Consider the following 19,539-nt stretch of genomic DNA (forward strand, 5'->3'; position numbering starts at 1 on the left):
GCAGGAGCGCCTGCGGCTTGCCGCTACGCCACAGGCCTGCAAATACTTCGTGAACCCGCAACGTAGAAAGGGGCGCAGCGATTGCGCCCCTTTCTATAAACAGTCTTAGCCTATATCAATTCGATAACGTCGAGTTTCTCCGCCGAAGCGTGCACGACCTCTTCCCCGCCGAAGACGCAGACGCTGCCACGTCGGGCAACTTCGTCGAGCACCGCAGAGCACGCACGCAGCTTTTCCGGCGTTGTGGCCAGCTTTTCCGCCCGCAGCCGCTCGCGGTAGCCCGCAGGCTTTTCGCAGAAGAACTGGGCATCCTGGCGCCGGGCAACCTGCCTCGGCTTCGCCGGAGCATCGTGCGATGCCACCGTGCTTACGATGTAGCCCTCCATCTCTTCTTCGCTCGGGTCAAACGACGCAAGCCACGAACCCGCCGCGTCGAAACGTTCGATGGTCGGGTCGACCGCTGGATCGCGGAAGGAGTAGAACCGTCCGAAGCCTTCGGGCGTACGACGGAAGCCCACGCCGTACGCGCCGCCTTTCACGCGCACTTCGTTCCACAGGTAGTCGAATGAAAGCGCGCTTGCGAGCACCTGCCATTCGCCCGCGTACGCTCCAAGGCTGCCCACGTCGGCGCCTTTGGCAACATAGCACACGTCGCTCGGCACGATGAACGCCTCGCGCCTCATTACGGGATCGGGAATCTTCTCGCCGAAAGCGGGAACAGAGGGCTTGCCGTCGAACGCCCTTGCCTCTCCAGGCAGGCCGAAATCACCCGCCATACGGAAGAAAGCCTCCCTGTCAGCCTCCGATCCCGTAAAGCTCGCCACCACATCGCGCTTCGTGAAAACACGCGAGCACACGTCTCGCAAACGCGATTGCAACGCGTCGAAACGTTCGTCGAAGTTGTCGATCAAATCGCACAGGAAGCGGTAGAAATCCACGCCCCCCATGGCCTCTTTCAAAACCCCCGATTTGAATTCGTACGAGGAAAGCCTGTTCATCGCGCGCACGTGGCCTTCGTTGGCAAACGACTGCTCCATGGCAATGCGGCGCTGCACCAAGATATCGCGAATCTTGTCGGCGTCATCGAACTTTGTGGTTTCCCAGATTTCGCGCGGGATGCACGCCATCTGCTCGAGCTCTTCCGAAAGCGCGCTGGTGGCGACGGTCATCTTGAGCGACACCCTCGAAGGGTCGGCGTCGTCGACGAACGCATCGGCAAAAAAGCGCAGAGATCCCAGGTGCAAGCGCATAAGGACATCCAGATCGGCCGCAGTATGGCGCTCGATATCGAGGCGCGAAAGAAGCATGCCAAGCACGCTCAGGTACGGTACGTCCTCCCACGCAAGGTCGTCGATACCGAAATATAGGTAAAGGTAGCTTATCTTGCGCGTGGGCACGTTGTGGAACAGGCACGTGATGGGCCCCTCCGCAAAAACCTGCATCTCGGGGTCAGGACTCGCGGGGCCTATATCGCTCACGTGCAGACGCGGAAGGGTTTCGACGGCTTCGGGGGCATCGGGGCTTTCCTGCATTACGCGCAGCGCAGCCACCTCGTCGCGAATTTCTTGTTTGTCCGCTTCGTCCATCTGTGCAAGCTTGGTCGCAAGTTCGGCGGCTTCTTCGGAATCGCCCTCGGTTTTCTCAGGGACAAGCTCGACTAAGGCCTTATGGTTGCTCTTGCATACGAGCGCTTCGAGCACGTCTTCGAAATAGCGCCCCTCGAGACCGGCGCGCATATGGGCAAGCGCGTCTTCGTAGCGCAAGTATGTCGTGGGCATGTCTTCGTCATACAGCCAACCCGCAAGCGCATTCATGGCCAAGGGCACGCCGTCAGCCATGCCGCGGTCGCGTTCGCGCAGGTCAAAAGACATCTGCGCAAGCGACGCCTCAAGCACGTCTCGGGGAATACCGTCACGAACCAGGCGACGGACCTCGGATTCAACAAGCTCCATGAACGGCCGCGCAGCGCCGTCGTTGGCATTGCGCAGCTGGAACATCGCCACAGGCTGCGCCTGCGAGTCGAGAAGATAGGCCATGGCGTCACCGCCGAGACCGGCATCGAGAATAGCGCGCTTGATAGGGGATTCGTTGCCGCCCATCAGCGCATCAAGAAGGATGTCGCACGCCAGCACGCGCTCGAAATCGCGCGCCTCGCCCACGACATAGGCCAGTCCGACACCCGCGTTTTCGGGAGCGGTCTCCATCCGAACCGTTTCGTCGAGCGTCACACACGGCTCCTGGGTTCCAATGGCGTTCGGCGCCGCATCACTGCACGGCTCGAACACCGAAAGGTAGTTTTCGTCCAGAAAGCCCAGAATACGGTCGGCATCGAGGTTTCCGTACAGCACGATATAAGAATTGTCCAGGCGATAGTGGCGCGCGTGGGTATCCAGATAGCCCTCATAGGTCAACTGGGGGATGGCCCTCGGATGCCCGCCCGATTCGAAAGCGTAGCACGTATCGGGGAAAAGAGCCCTGTTCACTGCGTGGTAGAGCACGCTATCGGGATCGGATAGCGCACCTTTCATTTCATTGAAAACAACGCCGTTGTAGCGCAGGCGCTCACCTGAAGCGTCTTTTTCGATGGCGACCTTATCAGGCGCGCCATTCTCGGCGGCCGCCCCACCCTCGAAAGCAGCAGCGTCGGCGATAGCCTCGCCTTCGGCCTCTTCGAGCTCGTAGTGCCATCCTTCCTGCTCGAAGATGGCGCGCTTACCATAAATCGCAGGATGCAAGACCGCATCCATGTAGACGTCGATGAGATTAATCAGGTCCTGTTCGTTCGTACTGGCCACCGGATACATGGTTTTATCGGGAAACGTCAACGCATTAAGAAACGTCTGCATGGACGTTTTGAGCAAATCCACGAAAGGCTCTTTAACGGGAAACTTCTCGGATCCGCACAGTACCGAATGCTCCAAGATGTGAAAGACGCCCGTGTCATCCGCAGGCGGTGTTTTGAACGCTATGGAAAATGCCTTATTGGCATCTTCGTTCTGAAGGAAAAGTAGCCGAGCGCCGCTTTTCTCGTGCCTCATCACATGCGCAAACCCGTCAATTTCCGACAAGGGTTCGCTTGATTGGACGATGAAGCCGTGCGTCTGCACACCCGGCGCGAAATCGAAAGATGAATCGTGAGATGAAAGCATGGAATGTCCCTTCGCATCTGGATAATGCGGAGAATTATAGTCCACGCCCTTGCCGCCGCCGTTCACGCCCCGTCAACACACCGAAAAGGCTCAGACGCAGATTAAAATGCACCAAACTGCCGTGCGAAACTCGCAAAATGCGCGAAACGTACCCGATTTACAGCGCGCCTGCAGCTCATAGCACAATTTCCCTCACGTTATTCCACATTTATCAATACTTTGTCTATTTTCATAGATTATATCCTGAAATGCTCGGAACGCATTGATACACTTCGTGCGTTTTGCGAATCCGAGGGAGCGAGCTCGTGCATTTTGCGAGTCCGAAGGGGCGAACCCATGCGTTTTCCGAACCCAAGGGAACGAATCCGTGCGTCTTTCGAGCCCGAAAAACGCAGGCTCCCGCACTTTGTCCCACGACGCAGGCACGACACCGATACAATGTCGAGCATGGACGACATAAAAACGGCGCCTCGAACTACCGAGCAAAAGCGGGCGACGCAACGTCGATAGGATGCCGACCGGCGCCGACACAGGAGGATTCATCGCACCCACTTGTCGGCCTGCGAAACTCATCCTTTCGATTCAACAAGGTCTATCAATTCCTGATGCGAATGCACTCCAAGCTTTGCGTACACGTGCGAAACGTGAGTCTTCACCGTATTGTACGAAACGACCAGGGTCTCCTGGATATAGCGAGCATTGCGCCCGTGCGCCAAGAGCAGAAACACCTCCCGCTCACGCTCGGTCAGGCATGCGTCTGTGGCAAGCCTGCCGCAGCGCTCTTCCAGCGACCCTTCGTCGCCGCCTTCTTCTTTTCCTTCGACGACCTTGACGTCGACGGACGGCAAAACCGACTCGATGGTCTTCGAGAAGCTGAATGTGCCGAGCACGAACAGCACGTAGGCAACCAGAACGAAAACCACAGCAGCCGAGATGATAGCAAGAACCGTGCCGTCGGTCCGATACGCCTCGTTCGTCACCCTTCCGAACACAGCCCCCAGGATGGTTCCCCACGAAGCCATTGCGTTACCCCAAGCAAACACGGAAAGAGCGCCCGTTGGATTTTTCGCTCCGATTGCAATAAGCACGTAGTACATGAGTATCTCGAAGATGCCCGTCCCCGCAGAGAGCAGCGAGCTCGCAAGCGCGTCGCGCGGAGTGCCCGTTATGGAGAGAACGAGAAAACCCGCCACCGAGACAAGAATCGACACGCGGAACAACCCATCGGAAGAAAGAGGTTTGCTGCTGGCGAACACGCACACGGCAACGGCACACAGCGCAGCCAACGCCGAAAATGCAACCACGGGTACGCGATCGACTTCGCCGAAAGTCAGAGAATAGCCGTAAACAAATCGAAAGACGACCAGCGATATAAACACCTGATGGCCGAACGGAACGAACGAACCAGGCGAAGTGATGGATATCTGAGCAGGAGAATCGCTGCTGGAAAAATCACGCACACGCAGCGAAAGCCGCGCCGACAAAGCAACGGCCCCGATCGGAAAAAGCAAAAACATCGCCAGATTTGCCTCGAGAGGCAGGATGCGGAAAAGACCGCGAAGCACAAACGATGCGACATAGGACCACACGACGACGATGCCGGCACGACGCAAAGTAAGACCGGTGCAGGCAAGACCGACGCAGATGTTTGCAAGTCCTCCCCCAACAGTTACAAGCGAAGCGCCCGCAACCGTGAGAAAAACCGAATCGCACAACGTCCCCGCCACGCACAACGCGCCGCCGACCGCCATCAAGAAGACGACACCCCATGTGAAAATGCGGCCGTCGAGAGGATGCGACCTCCAAAACGACAATACGGCGATAGCGGCAAGCGCCGCTCCTCCGACACACGCGCTCACTTCGCGCGTCCATATGAAAATCAAGTCGAACAGCGGAAAGGCGCTGTAATTCAGCAGCCAGTATTCGGAAAACGTCAGCGTGAGCGCCAAGGCGCACAGCATAGTCGGACCGTTCTCTCCCCCGCACGCACGAGCCTTGGCCAACATGGCCCGCTGCATGATATTGCCCACCAAACCCTCCCTTACAGTGCGCATTCATGCAGGGTATTCTAGCAGGAGAGACTCCTCGACGTACGGGCTAAGCGTACGAAAACATCTCATACCGCAACTACATTTTCCCAGTTCAAATTACATTTCGATAAATCTCACCCGAGTAGTACGACGCGTTTTTCGCACACGAGGCATACGATTTCGTCGTTCGAACGCTTCGTCCGTGAAACGCCGTCGCGTTGCACGACCCGCAAGGCCGCGTCCGCACCAGCATCGGCCCGCAGGGCGCGTCCGTATCGGTATCGACCTGCAAGGCCGCGTCCGCAGCAACATCGGCCTCGCTGTCTTTTGCCGAACGCAGCTGCACCGCTGTGCAACGCAAGCGCGCCGCATATGGATACGAAGCAGAAACGACATACAAGGAGGGAATTTCATGAAGACCGAAACCAAGGGCATGTCTCGCCGCGCATTCTTGGGCCTTGGCGCCGCCACGGCGGCTATCGCAGGAGCAGGCCTTGCCGGGTGCTCCGCCGGAAAGCCTGCCACCGCGCCTAAGGCAGGCGGCGCAGCCGAAGACTGGCTCGGCTCCGCACCGGAAATCGCCGAAGACGAAATCGTCGAAACCATCGACACCGAAATCCTTGTCTGCGGCGCAGGCACGTCAGTGTCTGCGGCGCAGGCACGTCAGGACTTTTTGCCGCATGCTCCGCAGCCGAAGAAGGCGCAAAGGTAGTCTGCCTTGAAAAAGGCGCCATCGGCGGCGGCGTGCGCGACAACCTCGGAGCACTCAACAGCCGACTGCAGCAAGAGGCGGGCGAGACGATCGACGAAAACGAAATCGTCAACGACATGATCCGCTACGCGGACAACTACTGCAACCCACGCCTGTACCACATCTGGGCGCAAAACTCCGGTGAGGCGATCGACTGGTATCAGGACCGTCTCGAAGAAGCAGGATTCGAGCTCTTCTTCGAGGGCGCGAAAGATGCCAAGCCCTCTCTGTACAAACACTGGGCTACCGGCCATATTCCCAGCTGGCCCGCCGATACTGAATTCGCCGGCCTTTCCGACGTTGTCAACGGCAAAATCGTCCTGGGCGATTACGCGGAATCCAAGGGCGTCGAATTCCGCTTCAACACCCCCATGGTCAAGCTTGTCCAGGACGAAAGCGGCGCAGTAACGGGCGCAATCGCCGAAGGACCCGACGGCTATATCAAAATCAACGCAAGCAAAGGCACGGTGGTGTGCACGGGCGGCTACGCACGCAACGAAGACATGCTCAAAGCCCTGCAGCCTCAGACCATGGACAAGTACTCCCTCTCCATTGCCATCGATGGCACCACGGGCGACGGCATCAAGGCATGCCTGTGGGCGGGCGCTCACATGGACGAGGTCCACACCGCGATGGTCTTCGACCGCGTTGCCGTAAAGCCCGACGAGTTCGGCGGATCGGACACGGTCGGCTCCTTGTTCTGGATGGGTTCCAACCCGTGGCTGAAGGTCAATCTCAACGGCGAGCGCTTCGCCAACGAAGCCGCACCGTACGATTACATCCTCAACGCCACGCTGACACAACCGCACCATACCGTTGTCGATATCTGGGACTCGGACTACGAACAGTATCTCGAGCAGTTCGACATCCACGGATGCGCACGCGTCAACGGCGCTCCCACCAACATGACGCTCGATGCCGTCAAAGGCCTCAACCAGGGTCTGATCGACGACGGATACATTGTCGTCGCCGACACCATCGAAGAACTCGCCGAGGGCCTGGGCATCCCCGCCGATGCGCTTAAGGCGACGGTCGAGCGACAGAACGAAAACTTCGATGCCGGCGTTGACCCCGATTTTGGCAAAGACACGCACCGTCTGTCCGCTATCCGTACCGCTCCGTTCTACGGCGTGCGCACCTCCGGCTACATGCTGTGCACCCTGGACGGCATCACCATCAACGAGAACTTCCAGGCCGTAAACGACGGAGGCGAAGCGATCGAGGGCCTCTATGTCACGGGCGTCGATTCGGGATCGTACTACGCGCATACGTATCCGAATATGTCCACCGGCAACTGCTGCGGATGCTCCGTCACCTTTGCACGTATGATCGGCAAGGCGCTGGCCGCGAAGTAGCATCGCCGAATACCGAAGCATTTTTCGGGCGACATCCGCGCGGTGCCGACAGCACCCATGACACCGCGCGGGCGCATCCGCTGCCGCAATAGCCGGTGTTTCTCGCAAGCGTATCCTTCGCTGCGACAGCCGGCGCTTCGCGCAAGCGCATCCGTCGCCGCAGCCGGCCGGCTCGCCCCGCATCGGCGCATTTGCCGGCTACGACGACCCTCCTACCGTAGACCCACCCTCCGCAGCGTGGGCGCGCTCTCGATACTGAGGTGCGCCCACGCCGTAACGACGCACCGGCGCCGCATCATAGCGAACCTTCACACGCCAGGCGCCCCTTTGCGCAATCCCCTTCGTGCAAGACCTACCCTCCATTCAAGACCCCTCACACAAGACCCCTCGTGAAAAACCCCTCCCTTGCGTCTTCGCGAAGACTCGCTTTTATCCGATTCCGAGCATCTGGCCCCTGAACAACGTTCATCCATACTATCTCGTAGGTTTTTGACACGCGAAACGCACGAGAATACGAGATAGTATGGATTTCCGAAGCACATCGTCGACCGCGTTTTTTTTCGAAACATGAAACCCCTGTTCACAGGCTTGTTGTCACAAGGATCGCCCAAGTACCCGAAATGCATCCATACTATCTAGGCAAAACGTGCATTTTCCCTGCAAAAACCGCCTAAATAGTATGGATGCGGCGCACGATGCGCTCTCAACAAGCACTCCAATGGATGCCATGTATGACGCACCTTGGCAGGCGTTCCCCGAGGGAGACAACACCCGATGCGCTTTCGGTGGCATGCTCCGACAGATTGCCGCATACCGCACTTCCAACAGACACGCAGCATGAACGAGTCGCGTGGCGCTTTCGGCAAGCATGCTCCGCCCTTTCCCTCTGTTCTTTTTCTCCCGCACAATCATTGCGACCAGAACGTCGGGCGCCCTATGCCACAATGAGGGCATCTTCTGGTCGAATGAAGCGTTTCGCATGCAAGGAGGCTTCCGTGGAAATAAGCGCAATGGAGGGGCAAACCTCCCCTTTCGAAATAGACGTACGTCTCGAGGCGGAGGAAGTGGACAGTCTTGCAGCCGGCGCATGGAAGCGCATGGCTCGTATTCTCAAATGCGACGAAAGCCGTGTGCGACAACGTACCGAGGAGCTTCTCACCGCACGTGAGATACAAAAGTTTCTCGAAGAAACCATTATGGCGCGCGCCTCAGAGACGGCCCTCGAGAAAACGGCGCCTTTATTCATGGGCGCGCCCGAGCTCGAAAGCAACTCGCCCTTGCGCGAACAGGAGTCTTTCTCTTTCCATGCCCGCGTCTACCCCGTTCCCTCAATGGATATAGATTGTGAAGCCCCCATTGTCCGCAGGCGTCCCAAAACGGCAAAAGACGGAGCGCGTCGCACCTCGTCGCTTTCCGATCGAGTCCTCGTGCAGGAAACACTTCGCGCACGGGTCAACGGCACTATACCCGATCGGCTGCTGCGCAAAGCCCTCGCTTTGAAGAAAGAGCAGTTCCAGCAATACCTCGCCGACAAAGGTCTGACGTATCGGGAGTACCGCATTGCCCACCGCGTAAAGCCCCAAGAAGTCGAAGACGAGCTTTATGACGAAGCTTTCGACGAACTCTCAACCGATATCGCGCTCGATCTTGTATTCATCAAGCAAGGGCTTTCCGTTGACCAGGACAAGATAGACGCAACGCTCACAGAGCTTGCCCCCGGAAAAGAGAAAGAGCTTCTCGAAGAACTTACGGCTACGGGAAAGACCTGGATGCTCTATCAAAAAGCGCGACGAGATGTCGCGCTTGATTGGGCGGTAGAGCATTTGTTGCAACGGTAGAAACCGCGAGCGGAAACCATTCGGCAAAACAGCGACAGCTTTGAACGCGTTCGAAAAAGCACCCATCCCTCGAAACAGCGGCCTCAAGCGCACCTCATGTACGAGATATCCAGCGAAGCAGCGCCTTACGCGTACTTCATGATAATGGAGTCCATAATGTCGGATGCACGCTCGCACGTGTCTGCCGTGTTCTCCATGCGCTGGAACAGCTTGTCCCAGATGAAGATGTCGAGAGCGTCCTCTCGCGATTCCTTGTACAGACCGTGCATCGCCGTGAAAAAGAGGCTATCCATCTCCTCTTCCGCATCGCCAACCTTCACGATAAGGGCAGGAAGCTTCTTGGAATTCTTGAAGTTCCTGAATTCCCCCATGGCAACCTTCAGGGCTTCGCAGCTCTTAAGCAGCAGGCGCGCAAAATCGATAGCGCGCGGGTGCATGGAAGCGAGATTGAACATGTAGAAACGTTGGATGGTCGCTTCCATGTAGTCAAGAATATCGTCCATGCTCTGCGTCAGAGAGATGATGTCTTCTCGGTCGATCGGCGTGATGAAGTCAACGCTGACAGCCTGGAAGATGCTATGGCAGACCTTGTCGGCGGCATGCTCGATTTCGTGAGCACGTTCGATGTCAGGCAGAAGCGTGTCAGACGTGGTGAAGTTCTCGATGATTTCAATAAGAAGCTCCGCCTCCCGGCATGCCAGATCGGCCTGCTTTTCGAACGCGTCGAAATAGTTGAATTTCTGCTTGAGAGACATCGCTGCCCTTTCTCGCTCGCGCGGCAACAGCCGCGCCTTCCCCAGAGCGCTTCGCGCATGCACAGTTCGGACGAAGCGAAGCGCAACCTCTTATACAAACAGGAGGAACAACTCCGCCGTTAAGAAACCGATAAGACCGCACCCGGGAAATGTCAGAACCCAGGTTTTCACCATATCAATGGCAACCTGCCATTTCACGGCGCTTTTGCGCTTGGCCGCTCCAACGCCCATGATGGCCGTGGTCTTCACGTGCGTGGTGGAAACCGGCATGCCGGTAAACGTGGCAAGCATGAGACACAACGTGGCAGAAAGGCTTGCCGCGAAGCCTTGGTAAACCTCGAGTTTCACCATGTTCATGGCGACGTTTTTGATGATTCTCTCTCCGCCGATCGCCGTGCCAAGGCCCATGTTAACCGCACAGAGCACCATCAGCCATACGGGAAGCGCTAATTCAGCGGGCTGTCCTAATCCGGCGGTAAGCGCAATGCCAAGCATGAAGATGCTCATGAACTTCTGTCCGTCCTGAGCACCGTGCATAAAGGCGACGCCTGCGCCGGCGATTATCTGGCCCCAATGAAAGACCTGGTTCGCCTTATTGCGCGGAGCTCTTCTGCAAAGTCGCGCGATAAGGCGCGCAGTAAGCCATCCCATGCCGAAACCCAGAAACGTGGAAAGAAGGATTCCATAGATAACCTTCATCCACTCATTCCAGTTGATGGCGTCGAAGCTGCCGACCGCGGCTATAGCCGCACCCGTCAAGCCGGCGATAAGCGAATGACTCTGCGACGTGGGTATGCCGAAAAACCAGGCAGCCGCGCCCCAGACGATGATGGCCACCATCGCGGCAGCTAGGGCGGCAAGGGCCGCCTGGTTGTCTCCGCCGAAATCGACCATTTTGAAGATGGTGTTGGCGACGGCGCTCGTGAAAAGCGACACCACCAGCAAACCTAGGAAATTGCACACGGCCGCCATGACGATGGCGGGGCGCGGTTTCATAGAGCGAGTGGAAACCACTGTTGCAATAGCGTTCGGGGCATCGGTTGCTCCGTTCACTACGATGACGCCGATATTGAGAAGGGTCACCGCAAGCATGAGGGGGTCAGACATAAGCCCCGCGACAAAAGTTCCAAGCTCGACGCTCAAAAGGTCCTCCGATCACACGAATGCGCCAGGTCTAAGCCCGCTAGAAAGCCTGGATGACGCGACGGCGCTCCATGCCGATCGTCGTCAAGCCTTCGTGGCCGGGATAGACAATGGTCGAATCGGGAAGCGGAGCGAGCTTCGTACGAAGGCTTTCGCGCATTTCGCGTTCGCTGCCGCCTTCGAAGTCCACGCGACCCGTCGCGCCGCGGAACAACGTATCGCCCGAGAAGAGAATGCCGGGCTTGCCGTCGAACCCCTTCAGATACAGGCAGATGCCTCCCTTGGTGTGACCAGGGGTAAGCAGAACTTCGAGCTCGAGGGAGCCAAGCTTGATGGTCTCTCCGTCTTTAACCTTGCGATCGACGTGAACAGGGGCGACAGCATCCCAGTCTCCGAAATAGCCGCCTTGCCCGCGTTCGATGATTTTGGAATCCGCAACGCTCGAAACAACCTTCGCTCCCGTCGTCTTTGCGAGCGCGGGAAGGCCCACCAGATGGTCGTTATGGTCATGGGTGCAAACTATGTACTGAAGGTCGAGCCAGCCAAGAGCCTTCTTGATGGCTTCAGGGTCGCCCGCAGGATCGACCACGAGCGCCGGAGCCCCTTCGTCGCGGCCGTCAGACACGATGAAGCAGTTATTATCCATCATTCCGATAACGAGGATGGTCACCGGGACGCAACCGTTCGAATCGGTAACGACACGCTTGCAGTTCGCACGCATCGAACATTCCTTTCAACCGGCGAAAGCACTTCGCTTTCGCATCCAGCATATTACAACCCCGACCGAAAACCGGCCGGGGTGGCTTCGCGTCTGCGCGCCAGGCGCACAGACCTCTATTTCTTCTTATGAGCCGCATCTCCTGGAAGCATGCGCCTGGCGTCGAAGACGCCGTCGATCCTGAGCAAAGACTCCAGGATGTTCTCTATGTGCGACACCTGAGAGACCTGGAACAAATACCGCATCTCGACTATGCCGTCGGAATGGCTCACCGTGTTCGACGCAAGCACGTTTACGCCCGTATCGGACAACGTGTTGATAATATCACGCAAAAGGTTCATGCGATCGAGGGCTTCGATAAAGACCTCCACTTGATACGAACTTGTAGTTTCCGCGGTTGCTTCCCATTCAACCTTGATCAAGCGTCCCTGGTCACGCATGAGGTCTTTCGCATTCGGGCAATCGGCCCGATGGACGGACACGCCGCGACCTCGCGTAACGAAACCGATGATTGCGTCACCCGGAACGGGATTGCAACAGCGAGAAAGGCGCACCGGGGCATTTTCCAACCCGGCGACAATAACCCCATTCGAGGCATGGGCCTTCCTGCGCACGTTCGGGCGCTTGACCGACGTGATAAGCGGAGGCATGACGCCGCTGCTCATCATGGGAATGCTCGGCGTGTCGTTGACCGGCTGGGGGTTGAGAATCTTCAGGAGACGGTTGGCCACATGCAGCACGGTCTCTTTGCCCGCGCCTATGGCAACCATCATGTCCTCTACGTCTTTGTAACCCATCTGCTCAGCGACGGATTTCTGAGCGCGCACCGACGATGTGGACCCAAGCCCGAAGCCATGCTTCTTCATCTCGCGAGCGAGCTTGTCTCGGCCTTGAATGAGATCGTCGCTTCGGCTCACCTTGGAAAAATAGCTGCGGAGCTTGCTGCGCGCCGACGGAGTTTTGACCATCTTGATCCAGTCGCGCGACGGCGTAGCGCTCTTCTGCGTGAGGATTTCCACGCGATCGCCCATCTGAAGCTCATAAGAAAGCGGAACGATCGCGCCGTTGACCTTCGCCCCTACGCAGTGGTTGCCCACTTCGGAATGAACGTTGTAGGCGAAGTCGACCGGCGTCGAGCCGCTGCGCAGGCTCATGACATCGCCTGCGGGCGTGAACACGAAGACCTCCGTAGGCGCCAAGTCAACCTTCAAATCGCTCAGGAACTCGCGGGAATCCTTCGTCTCCTCCTGCCAGTCCACCATCTGGCGCAGCCAGGCGATCTGACGATCGAACGCTTCGTCGGCCTTGCTGCCCTTTTCCTTATAGCGCCAATGCGCGGCAACGCCGTATTCGCTCATGCGATGCATTTCCTCGGTTCTGATCTGAACCTCAAGCGGGCGGCCCGACGGACCGATGACGGTGGTATGCAGGCTCTGATACATGTTGAGCTTCGGCATGGCGATATAGTCTTTGAATCGGCCGGGCATAGGGTGCCATAACGCATGAACGGCGCCGAGCACTGAATAGCAGTCCTTGACCGTCTTCACGATAACGCGCACGGCAATCAGGTCATAGATCTCGGAGAAGCCTTTGCCGCGCTTCGTCATCTTCTGATAGATGGAGTACAGATGCTTCGGACGCCCCGCAATGTGGCCGGTGATATTGACTTTGGTAAGCTCGCCCGTAAGCGTTTCTATGACGTCGGCAAGGTAGCGCTCGCGCTCTACACGGCTTTCCGCCACCATGCGGCTGATCTGACCGAATTTCGCCGGATCGAGATAGTAGAACGAAAGGTCTTCAAGCTCCCACTTGATGGAGCCGATACCAAGGCGATGGGCTATAGGGGCATAAATTTCAAGCGTTTCGCGCGCCTTGAAGATACGGCGATCTTCCTTGAGCGCCGAAAGCGTACGCATGTTGTGCAGGCGGTCGGCAAGCTTGATGACGATGACGCGAATGTCTTTGCTCATGGCGACGAACATCTTACGAATGGTTGCCGCCTGCTCATCGGTCAGGCTTCCCACCTCGATGCGCGTAATCTTCGTAACGCCCTGCACCAGCTGAGCGACCTGCGGGTTGAACAGCTCGGACACTTCTTCGACCGTCGTCGGCGTATCTTCCACCGTGTCGTGAAGAAGAGCCGCACACAGCGTGTCGGCGTCCATGCGCAAATCGGCAAGAATGAGCGCCACTTCTATGGGGTGGGCAATGAACGGCTCGCCGCTTTTACGCTTTTGCTCCTTGTGAGCCTCGCTCGCAAAACGATACGCTTTCTCAAGCAGAGCCTGATCATCTTCGTTGATGTACTCCGCCGTAACTCCCTGAAGCTTCGCAAAGCGCACTTCGGGAGCCCTTGCCTCGGAAGGCTTCGCGGAAGGGGCTATGCCGCCCTCGTATATCTCGAAGGCCCACGCTCCCGAAGCCCTGGCGAGAACAGGATCGATCGGAGCACCGACCTGCGAAGCGTTTTTCTCATCGGACATCGCGTCCCCCTTCCCCTTGCATGTCATCGGGCAGGATGGGTCGAATAATGCGATCGCGCAGAACCGATGCGGGACTGCGCATCACCCATTCGGTAAAGTGCGCAAACGCTTCGGCCTCCCCCATGCCTTCGCGATAACGCACGCTATCGCCCAATTCCACCTTCCCGCCGAAATCGCACACATGGACCTCGTAACGCTGGTCGCATGCGCACGAGCATGAACGCATACGCACGAGGCCAAGCTCTTCGAAGACGGCGAGCCCGCACGCGCACATATCGGGCGTTATCGGGAAATGGGGCGAACGCTGCGTGCATATATGCGCCAACCCATCGGTAGTCATTGTAAAGAAAACATCGCCATCGTGGGTAGAAACGGACACGACGTCTTTTTCCATCCGGGATTCATCGCCGGCAACGGCGCTTTCCCGACCGCGAACCGGCACGAAGGCTCCGGACGAGCCGACAGCGACACCCTGGGCAGCCTCTCGCTGCATGCGACGCAGCTCGCGGTATATCTGGGCCATGGCGTCATGCTCAGGAGTTCCCTGGTTGAGCACGCCCCTGTTCGAAGCGGCATCGCGCGATCCGAACAGCAGATGAACCGTTGCATCGCCGCCATTTCGACCAGCGCGACCGCTCATCTGATTGAACTCTATCTCCGAAAACGGCATGCCGTAGAGAACCACATGGCGCACGTCGGGGATATCGATGCCCTCGCCGAAAGCCGACGTGCATACCAGGACGCGCAAGACGTTCTCGCGGAAAAGACGTTCTATGCGCAAACGCTCATCTCGCGAAAGTCCCGCATTGTAAAAACCGACCTGCATAGCAACCTGAGGGACCATAGCGCGCAAATGACGCGTGAGGTCGACCGACCCCATGCGAGAATTCACATAGACAATCGTCTTCTCGCCCGATGCGACGATGCGGGCAAGATAGCTATCCTTGTCGCGCAGGCTTCGGTGGTCGTCGACAGTGAGGTTGCACCGGTCAGCTTCGTCGCGTACGACCGCCTGAATACCGAGCGATTGCACAATATAGGAGGCAACATCAATCGGGGCCGTTGCAGTGACGGCGAGAACCACGGGGTCTGCGAGCTTGCGGGCAAACGCGCCCAAGACGTCATAGGCCGGCCGCTTTCCAGCGCCCGCTTGCGCCATATGGTGGGCTTCGTCAACAACCATGAAGCCGATACGCCCGCATGCGGACACATCGTCCGCATGACACGCGAGGTACTCGGGCGTGGTGAGCACCACGTCGATTCCCCCGCTGGAAAGCCCCTCGTATACCGCGCCGCGCTGAGCCGAAGGCGTCTCACCGGTCAGGGCAGCCGCGCGAAGACCGAACTGTTCGAAAAGCGCGTTGAGATGAAACTCCTGGTCGGAGATGAGAGCGCGCAACGGATACACCAGAATGCTCGCCTTGCCCTGGCTCAAGGCGCAGCGTGCGGCATGTATTTGAAAGATGAGCGATTTCCCGCGTCCCGTTCCCATGACGGCAAGCGTGTTGACGCCCTCGGCAAGGCACTTCAGCGCACGTTCCTGAGAAGGATGCAGAGCCCTTTTCCCAATGCATGCCTCCACCAGCCTTCCTGTCAGGGCCTCAGGCTCGCGACGTGCGATCTCCTCCCACTGCTCGCGGCGGCGGCACCGTTCGGAAGCGCACCCGCAATCGGCGGTTTCCTCCATTTCCTGCGTTGCCTCGCAAAGCTCTTGGATGAAGTCCACATCCTCGCTCGGAAGACAAGCGCGCAACGCGGGGCATGGACAAGCCGGCTCTATGGCGTCGAGCATGCACTTGACCGTCCTGCGACCGCGCCATTCGTCAATCTGCACCTGGAATGCAGCGTCCACCACGCTTCCGCAGGCCATGAGGGAATCGATCCCGTCACAATGAAACATAATCGCATCGACCGACGAAGCCCCATCGGTAAGCGTGCAGGCGAGGTGGTTCTTTCCCGCGCCGACTGCGCGGCAGTTAGCAAGGCGAACATTGCGGGCCAAGTAGCGCGGCGTCAGGTTTTCCTGGCCGAAAGGAGCAAGACGATCAAGCTCTTCGACGTTTTCAATCGTGAGCTCCGAAAGATTGACCATAGAGTCGATCTCGATGAGCGGATGGAAGCTGTCCTCGGGAAGCTCGTCCATATATGCGCGCAATCGCTCGGAGAACTCCGGAAGCTTATCGGCCGGAAGGGTCACTCCAACCGCAGCTCCGTGCCCCCCGAAACGCGTGAGAATGTCGGATGCGGATTCGACGGCCTTGAACAGGTTCACCTGACCGACGCTTCGGCCCGACCCGCGCGCTTCGCCGTCCTCTATGGTGAAGAGCAAAGACGGAACGCCGAACGCATTGACCAGTCGGGACGCGACGATGCCCTTGACTCCTTCGTGCCACCCCTCGCCTGCCACGACAAGCGCACGCTGACCGTCGTAGATGGCATCCGCCTTCGCGCGTGCCTCTTCGGCAAGGTCGGCCTCGATTGCGCGGCGTTCGTCGTTGACGCGGTCCAGCTCTGCAGCTTTCGCCTGAGCGGCCTCGAAATCGTCCGTCATCAAAAGCTCAAGAGCTAGATCGGCAATGCCCATTCGCCCCGCCGCATTCAAGCGAGGAATAAGCGAAAACGAAAGGTTCGTCGAGGAAAGCGGTTTCCCCGCCACGTTGCACACGCCTACGAGCGCGGCGATGCAAGGACGAGGATGCTTGTTCATTTTCTCTATGCCGTCCGCCACCAAGGCGCGGTTCTCCCCACGCAAAGGCATGAGGTCTGCAACCGTTCCCAGGGTGGCGAAATCGGTGTAATCACGCCACAGATGGGGCTTTCCGAGGCGACCGCCGAGCACCTGAACCATCTTGAGAGCAACACCGACGCCCGCAAGAATAGAGCTTTCGCATTTCGGATCGCATTTCGGGTCGGCAACGGGAACCCCCTCGGGCACCGTGGAACCGGGCTCGTGATGGTCGGTGATCACCACGTCTATTCCGTCGGCCTTGACCGCCTCCACCTCCTCTTTGCAGGAGATGCCGCAGTCCACCGTGACAATAAGATCGGGGTCGTACCCTTTCGCCCGCTCAAGGGCTGCAGAAGTAAGGCCGTAGCCTTCCTCGAACCGCTTGGGAATAAGCGGCGTAACGTTCGCGCCAAGCGCGCGCAAACCCCGGGTAAGCACCGTCGTGGCCGAGATGCCATCAAGATCGAAATCGCCGAAGATGAGAATCTTCTGGCCTGAACGAACAGCCTCCTCAAGACGGTCGGCCGCTCGGTCCATGTCAGGAATTTCGTAAGGATTGCGCCAATCGCGGGCAAGGTCGGGCGAAAGAAACGCTTCGGCCTCTTGGATGCTTTCGATACCGTGGGCCGCCATGGTCTTGGCGATAAAGCGAGGCAAGCCGAATTCTTGCTGGAAAGATGAAACAAGCGTCTCGTCGGTCGACGCCACATGAAATTGCGCTGTCATAATGTCACATGCCTTAGGTCATGAACTCTTTTTCACGTGTCATTGTCGCACATTTGACGCGCTTTCAAGATGCAGCAACAGAGGTTGCACAGATGAACCCGCAGACGTTTTGGACCGCAGAGCGAAACGGAGCCCGGGCCTTTGCTCCTTGGCTTGCGAAGACGCTGCCGACGCGGCTTAAACCAGGCGCTTTGAGCAAGACGTCACGAATTCAGGCCGAATTCGTCGAAAAGCTCGGCGCGGCTGTGAACCCCGAGCTTTCGATACACGTGGCAAACGTGCGATTTCGCCGTGCCGGGCGCAACAACCATGGCTTCGGCAATTTCAGCCGCGGTTTTGCCAGCAAGCAAAAGCTCAAGCGTCTCTTTCTCACGGCGGCCAAGGCCGCACCGGTCGGCTGCGGCATCAATGCGCCTTTGCACAAGAAGCTCGTCAGAAGGCCGGGCAAGCGGGGCGACGCATAAGTCCACGTCGGATTCATGCACAGACGACGAGCCGGCCCTGACACATAGAAGAAGCGCGCCCATGACCGCAAGAATGGACAGAAACATGACGGTATTCGACGAAACGGAACCCCATGCAACGGCGAACGCCGAGCCAATACGCCCCACGACGCAACCGCCGGCAAACGAGGCGGCAATGGCAAGAAACGCCCGGTACGAAGCAGACGACGAACCGTACAGGGAAAACAGGACCGTCATGACGGCGTGGACGAGAAAAAGGAACATGCCCGCAACGGCCAGATCGAACGACAGCACGGGCTCAACCCCGAAAAACGACACAGACATGACCACGGCGGTGATGATGGGCACGGCCATGTTCAAAAGCGAAGACACCGTAAGCCCGCGAAGCACCAGCAAACAGACGCATGCAATCAGCACGGGCGCGAAAAACGTACCTGTGGCATATGATGACGAAGCTCCGCGAGACTCCGCCGACGAAATGGCAATTGCAAACGCAAAGGCCATCAGAAAGCAGGCCGCGAACAAACGCACGGGGAGCTTCTGCTCGCCATCGCTTTCCCCCGACCGGGAAAACACGCTTTCCTGCGCGGCGGCAACCGCCCTCCCAAGCATGTACGTCCCCAGCAAAAGCATGCTGTCCGACGCCACCAAAAGACGCGCCGGACCCATGTCGCCCAAAAACCACACGAGCACCGATCCAAGCGCGCCAGCAAGCAGGATGGTCCACACAATCTCTTCGGGGTCGTGGGCCGCACACACCCGCAGCCACAGGGGAATCACGTATGCAAGGTATGCCCCAAACAGCGCCCCGCCGACAAGAAACATCGCGTTCGTGGCGAAATTCACCGAGGCTATGTCGTTCACGTCGGTTATCAAAAGCCCGTACAGCGCGAACAAAACCGCCATGGCAAGCGAAAGCCCCCAAAGCAGCGGCATGCTCATGCGGGGCAACGAGCCGCGAGAGCGCACGAGCAAAAACGCCGCACACAAGGCGCCGAATACATACGACATGTCGGTAAACGAAAGCATGAACGGCGTGACATGCGTCATCGCCGGAGCGAAAAACACCTGGGTCACGAAGGCGAAATTGCACGCCATTCCCACAAGAAGGCCGTCGCGCGAAGCGTCGCGCATTCGCGCATCAAGCGCATGCAGCATAGTGGCCGCCTTCGTCGTCTTTTTCACGATTCCCCCATCGAAATTCGTTGAACAGGCAAAACGCTTGCTTTCAAGAGCAATGCGGCGCAGGGTTATTGGCCAATAACCCCCGAACGGCGTAATAAAGCACCGCTTTCGCCGCAGAGGTTACTCATTATTGACCCCTTTTGCCAACGCTATGGTAGCAGCGTCGATGCGCGTTCGCCAATCCGCAAGAGCGGGCAATTGCGCTGCTTCGTCC

General features: G+C 58.2%; 12 protein-coding genes. 3 read left to right on the forward strand and 9 right to left on the reverse strand.

What is annotated here, in order from left to right; translation table 11 throughout:
* Window positions 1-110: 110 nt before the first annotated feature.
* The gene (locus tag HMPREF9451_RS06940) at window positions 111-3,149 is read right to left on the reverse strand and encodes an insulinase family protein (protein WP_009139591.1); all 3,039 of its coding nucleotides are present in this window, start codon (window positions 3,147-3,149) and stop codon (window positions 111-113) included.
* 569 nt (window positions 3,150-3,718) lie between these two features.
* Complete coding sequence (locus HMPREF9451_RS06945; protein ID WP_009139592.1) at window positions 3,719-5,179, reverse strand: response regulator transcription factor; 1,461 nt, start codon at window positions 5,177-5,179, stop codon at window positions 3,719-3,721.
* Window positions 5,180-5,591: 412 nt separating this feature from the next.
* Here HMPREF9451_RS06945 and HMPREF9451_RS10150 point away from each other — a divergent pair, with 412 nt between their 5' ends.
* Window positions 5,592-5,891 (forward strand): hypothetical protein, encoded by a 300-nt coding sequence (locus tag HMPREF9451_RS10150; protein WP_009139593.1) that lies wholly within the window; start codon window positions 5,592-5,594, stop codon window positions 5,889-5,891.
* Window positions 5,804-7,285 (forward strand): FAD-dependent oxidoreductase, encoded by a 1,482-nt coding sequence (locus HMPREF9451_RS06955; RefSeq protein ID WP_232204110.1) that lies wholly within the window; start codon window positions 5,804-5,806, stop codon window positions 7,283-7,285. The genes HMPREF9451_RS10150 and HMPREF9451_RS06955 overlap by 88 nt, the downstream gene beginning before the upstream one ends.
* Window positions 7,286-7,483: 198 nt before the next feature.
* Here HMPREF9451_RS06955 and HMPREF9451_RS09860 read toward each other — a convergent pair whose 3' ends face one another.
* Entirely contained in the window at window positions 7,484-7,648 is a 165-nt protein-coding gene (locus HMPREF9451_RS09860; protein WP_009139595.1) for a hypothetical protein, read from the reverse strand.
* A gap of 632 nt (window positions 7,649-8,280) precedes the next feature.
* On the opposite strand from HMPREF9451_RS09860, the gene HMPREF9451_RS06960 reads away from it, so the two are divergent.
* A complete protein-coding gene (locus tag HMPREF9451_RS06960) occupies window positions 8,281-9,123 on the forward strand; it encodes a SurA N-terminal domain-containing protein (RefSeq protein WP_009139596.1) in 843 nt (280 codons plus the stop codon).
* 125 nt (window positions 9,124-9,248) lie between these two features.
* On the opposite strand, the gene HMPREF9451_RS06965 is transcribed toward HMPREF9451_RS06960, so the two are convergent.
* The 6 genes from HMPREF9451_RS06965 to HMPREF9451_RS06990 all read right to left on the reverse strand — a co-directional run bounded on the left by HMPREF9451_RS06965 (window position 9,249) and on the right by HMPREF9451_RS06990 (window position 19,325).
* The gene (locus HMPREF9451_RS06965; protein WP_009139597.1) at window positions 9,249-9,878 is read right to left on the reverse strand and encodes a DUF47 domain-containing protein; all 630 of its coding nucleotides are present in this window, start codon (window positions 9,876-9,878) and stop codon (window positions 9,249-9,251) included.
* A 90-nt stretch (window positions 9,879-9,968) separates the two neighbouring features.
* Complete coding sequence (locus tag HMPREF9451_RS06970) at window positions 9,969-11,021, reverse strand: inorganic phosphate transporter (RefSeq protein ID WP_009139598.1); 1,053 nt, start codon at window positions 11,019-11,021, stop codon at window positions 9,969-9,971.
* A gap of 40 nt (window positions 11,022-11,061) precedes the next feature.
* Window positions 11,062-11,742, reverse strand: coding sequence for an MBL fold metallo-hydrolase (locus HMPREF9451_RS06975; RefSeq protein ID WP_009139599.1), 681 nt, complete (start codon window positions 11,740-11,742; stop codon window positions 11,062-11,064).
* A 113-nt stretch (window positions 11,743-11,855) separates the two neighbouring features.
* Entirely contained in the window at window positions 11,856-14,222 is a 2,367-nt protein-coding gene (locus tag HMPREF9451_RS06980; protein ID WP_009139600.1) for a RelA/SpoT family protein, read from the reverse strand.
* A complete protein-coding gene (gene recJ, locus HMPREF9451_RS06985; RefSeq protein ID WP_009139601.1) occupies window positions 14,212-17,676 on the reverse strand; it encodes a single-stranded-DNA-specific exonuclease RecJ in 3,465 nt (1,154 codons plus the stop codon). Before recJ ends, HMPREF9451_RS06980 begins: the two co-directional genes overlap by 11 nt.
* Before the next feature lie 203 nt (window positions 17,677-17,879).
* Complete coding sequence (locus HMPREF9451_RS06990) at window positions 17,880-19,325, reverse strand: helix-turn-helix transcriptional regulator (RefSeq protein WP_040626135.1); 1,446 nt, start codon at window positions 19,323-19,325, stop codon at window positions 17,880-17,882.
* Window positions 19,326-19,539 lie beyond the last annotated feature (214 nt).

Source organism: Slackia piriformis YIT 12062 (assembly GCF_000296445.1).
Lineage (GTDB): Bacteria > Actinomycetota > Coriobacteriia > Coriobacteriales > Eggerthellaceae > Slackia > Slackia piriformis.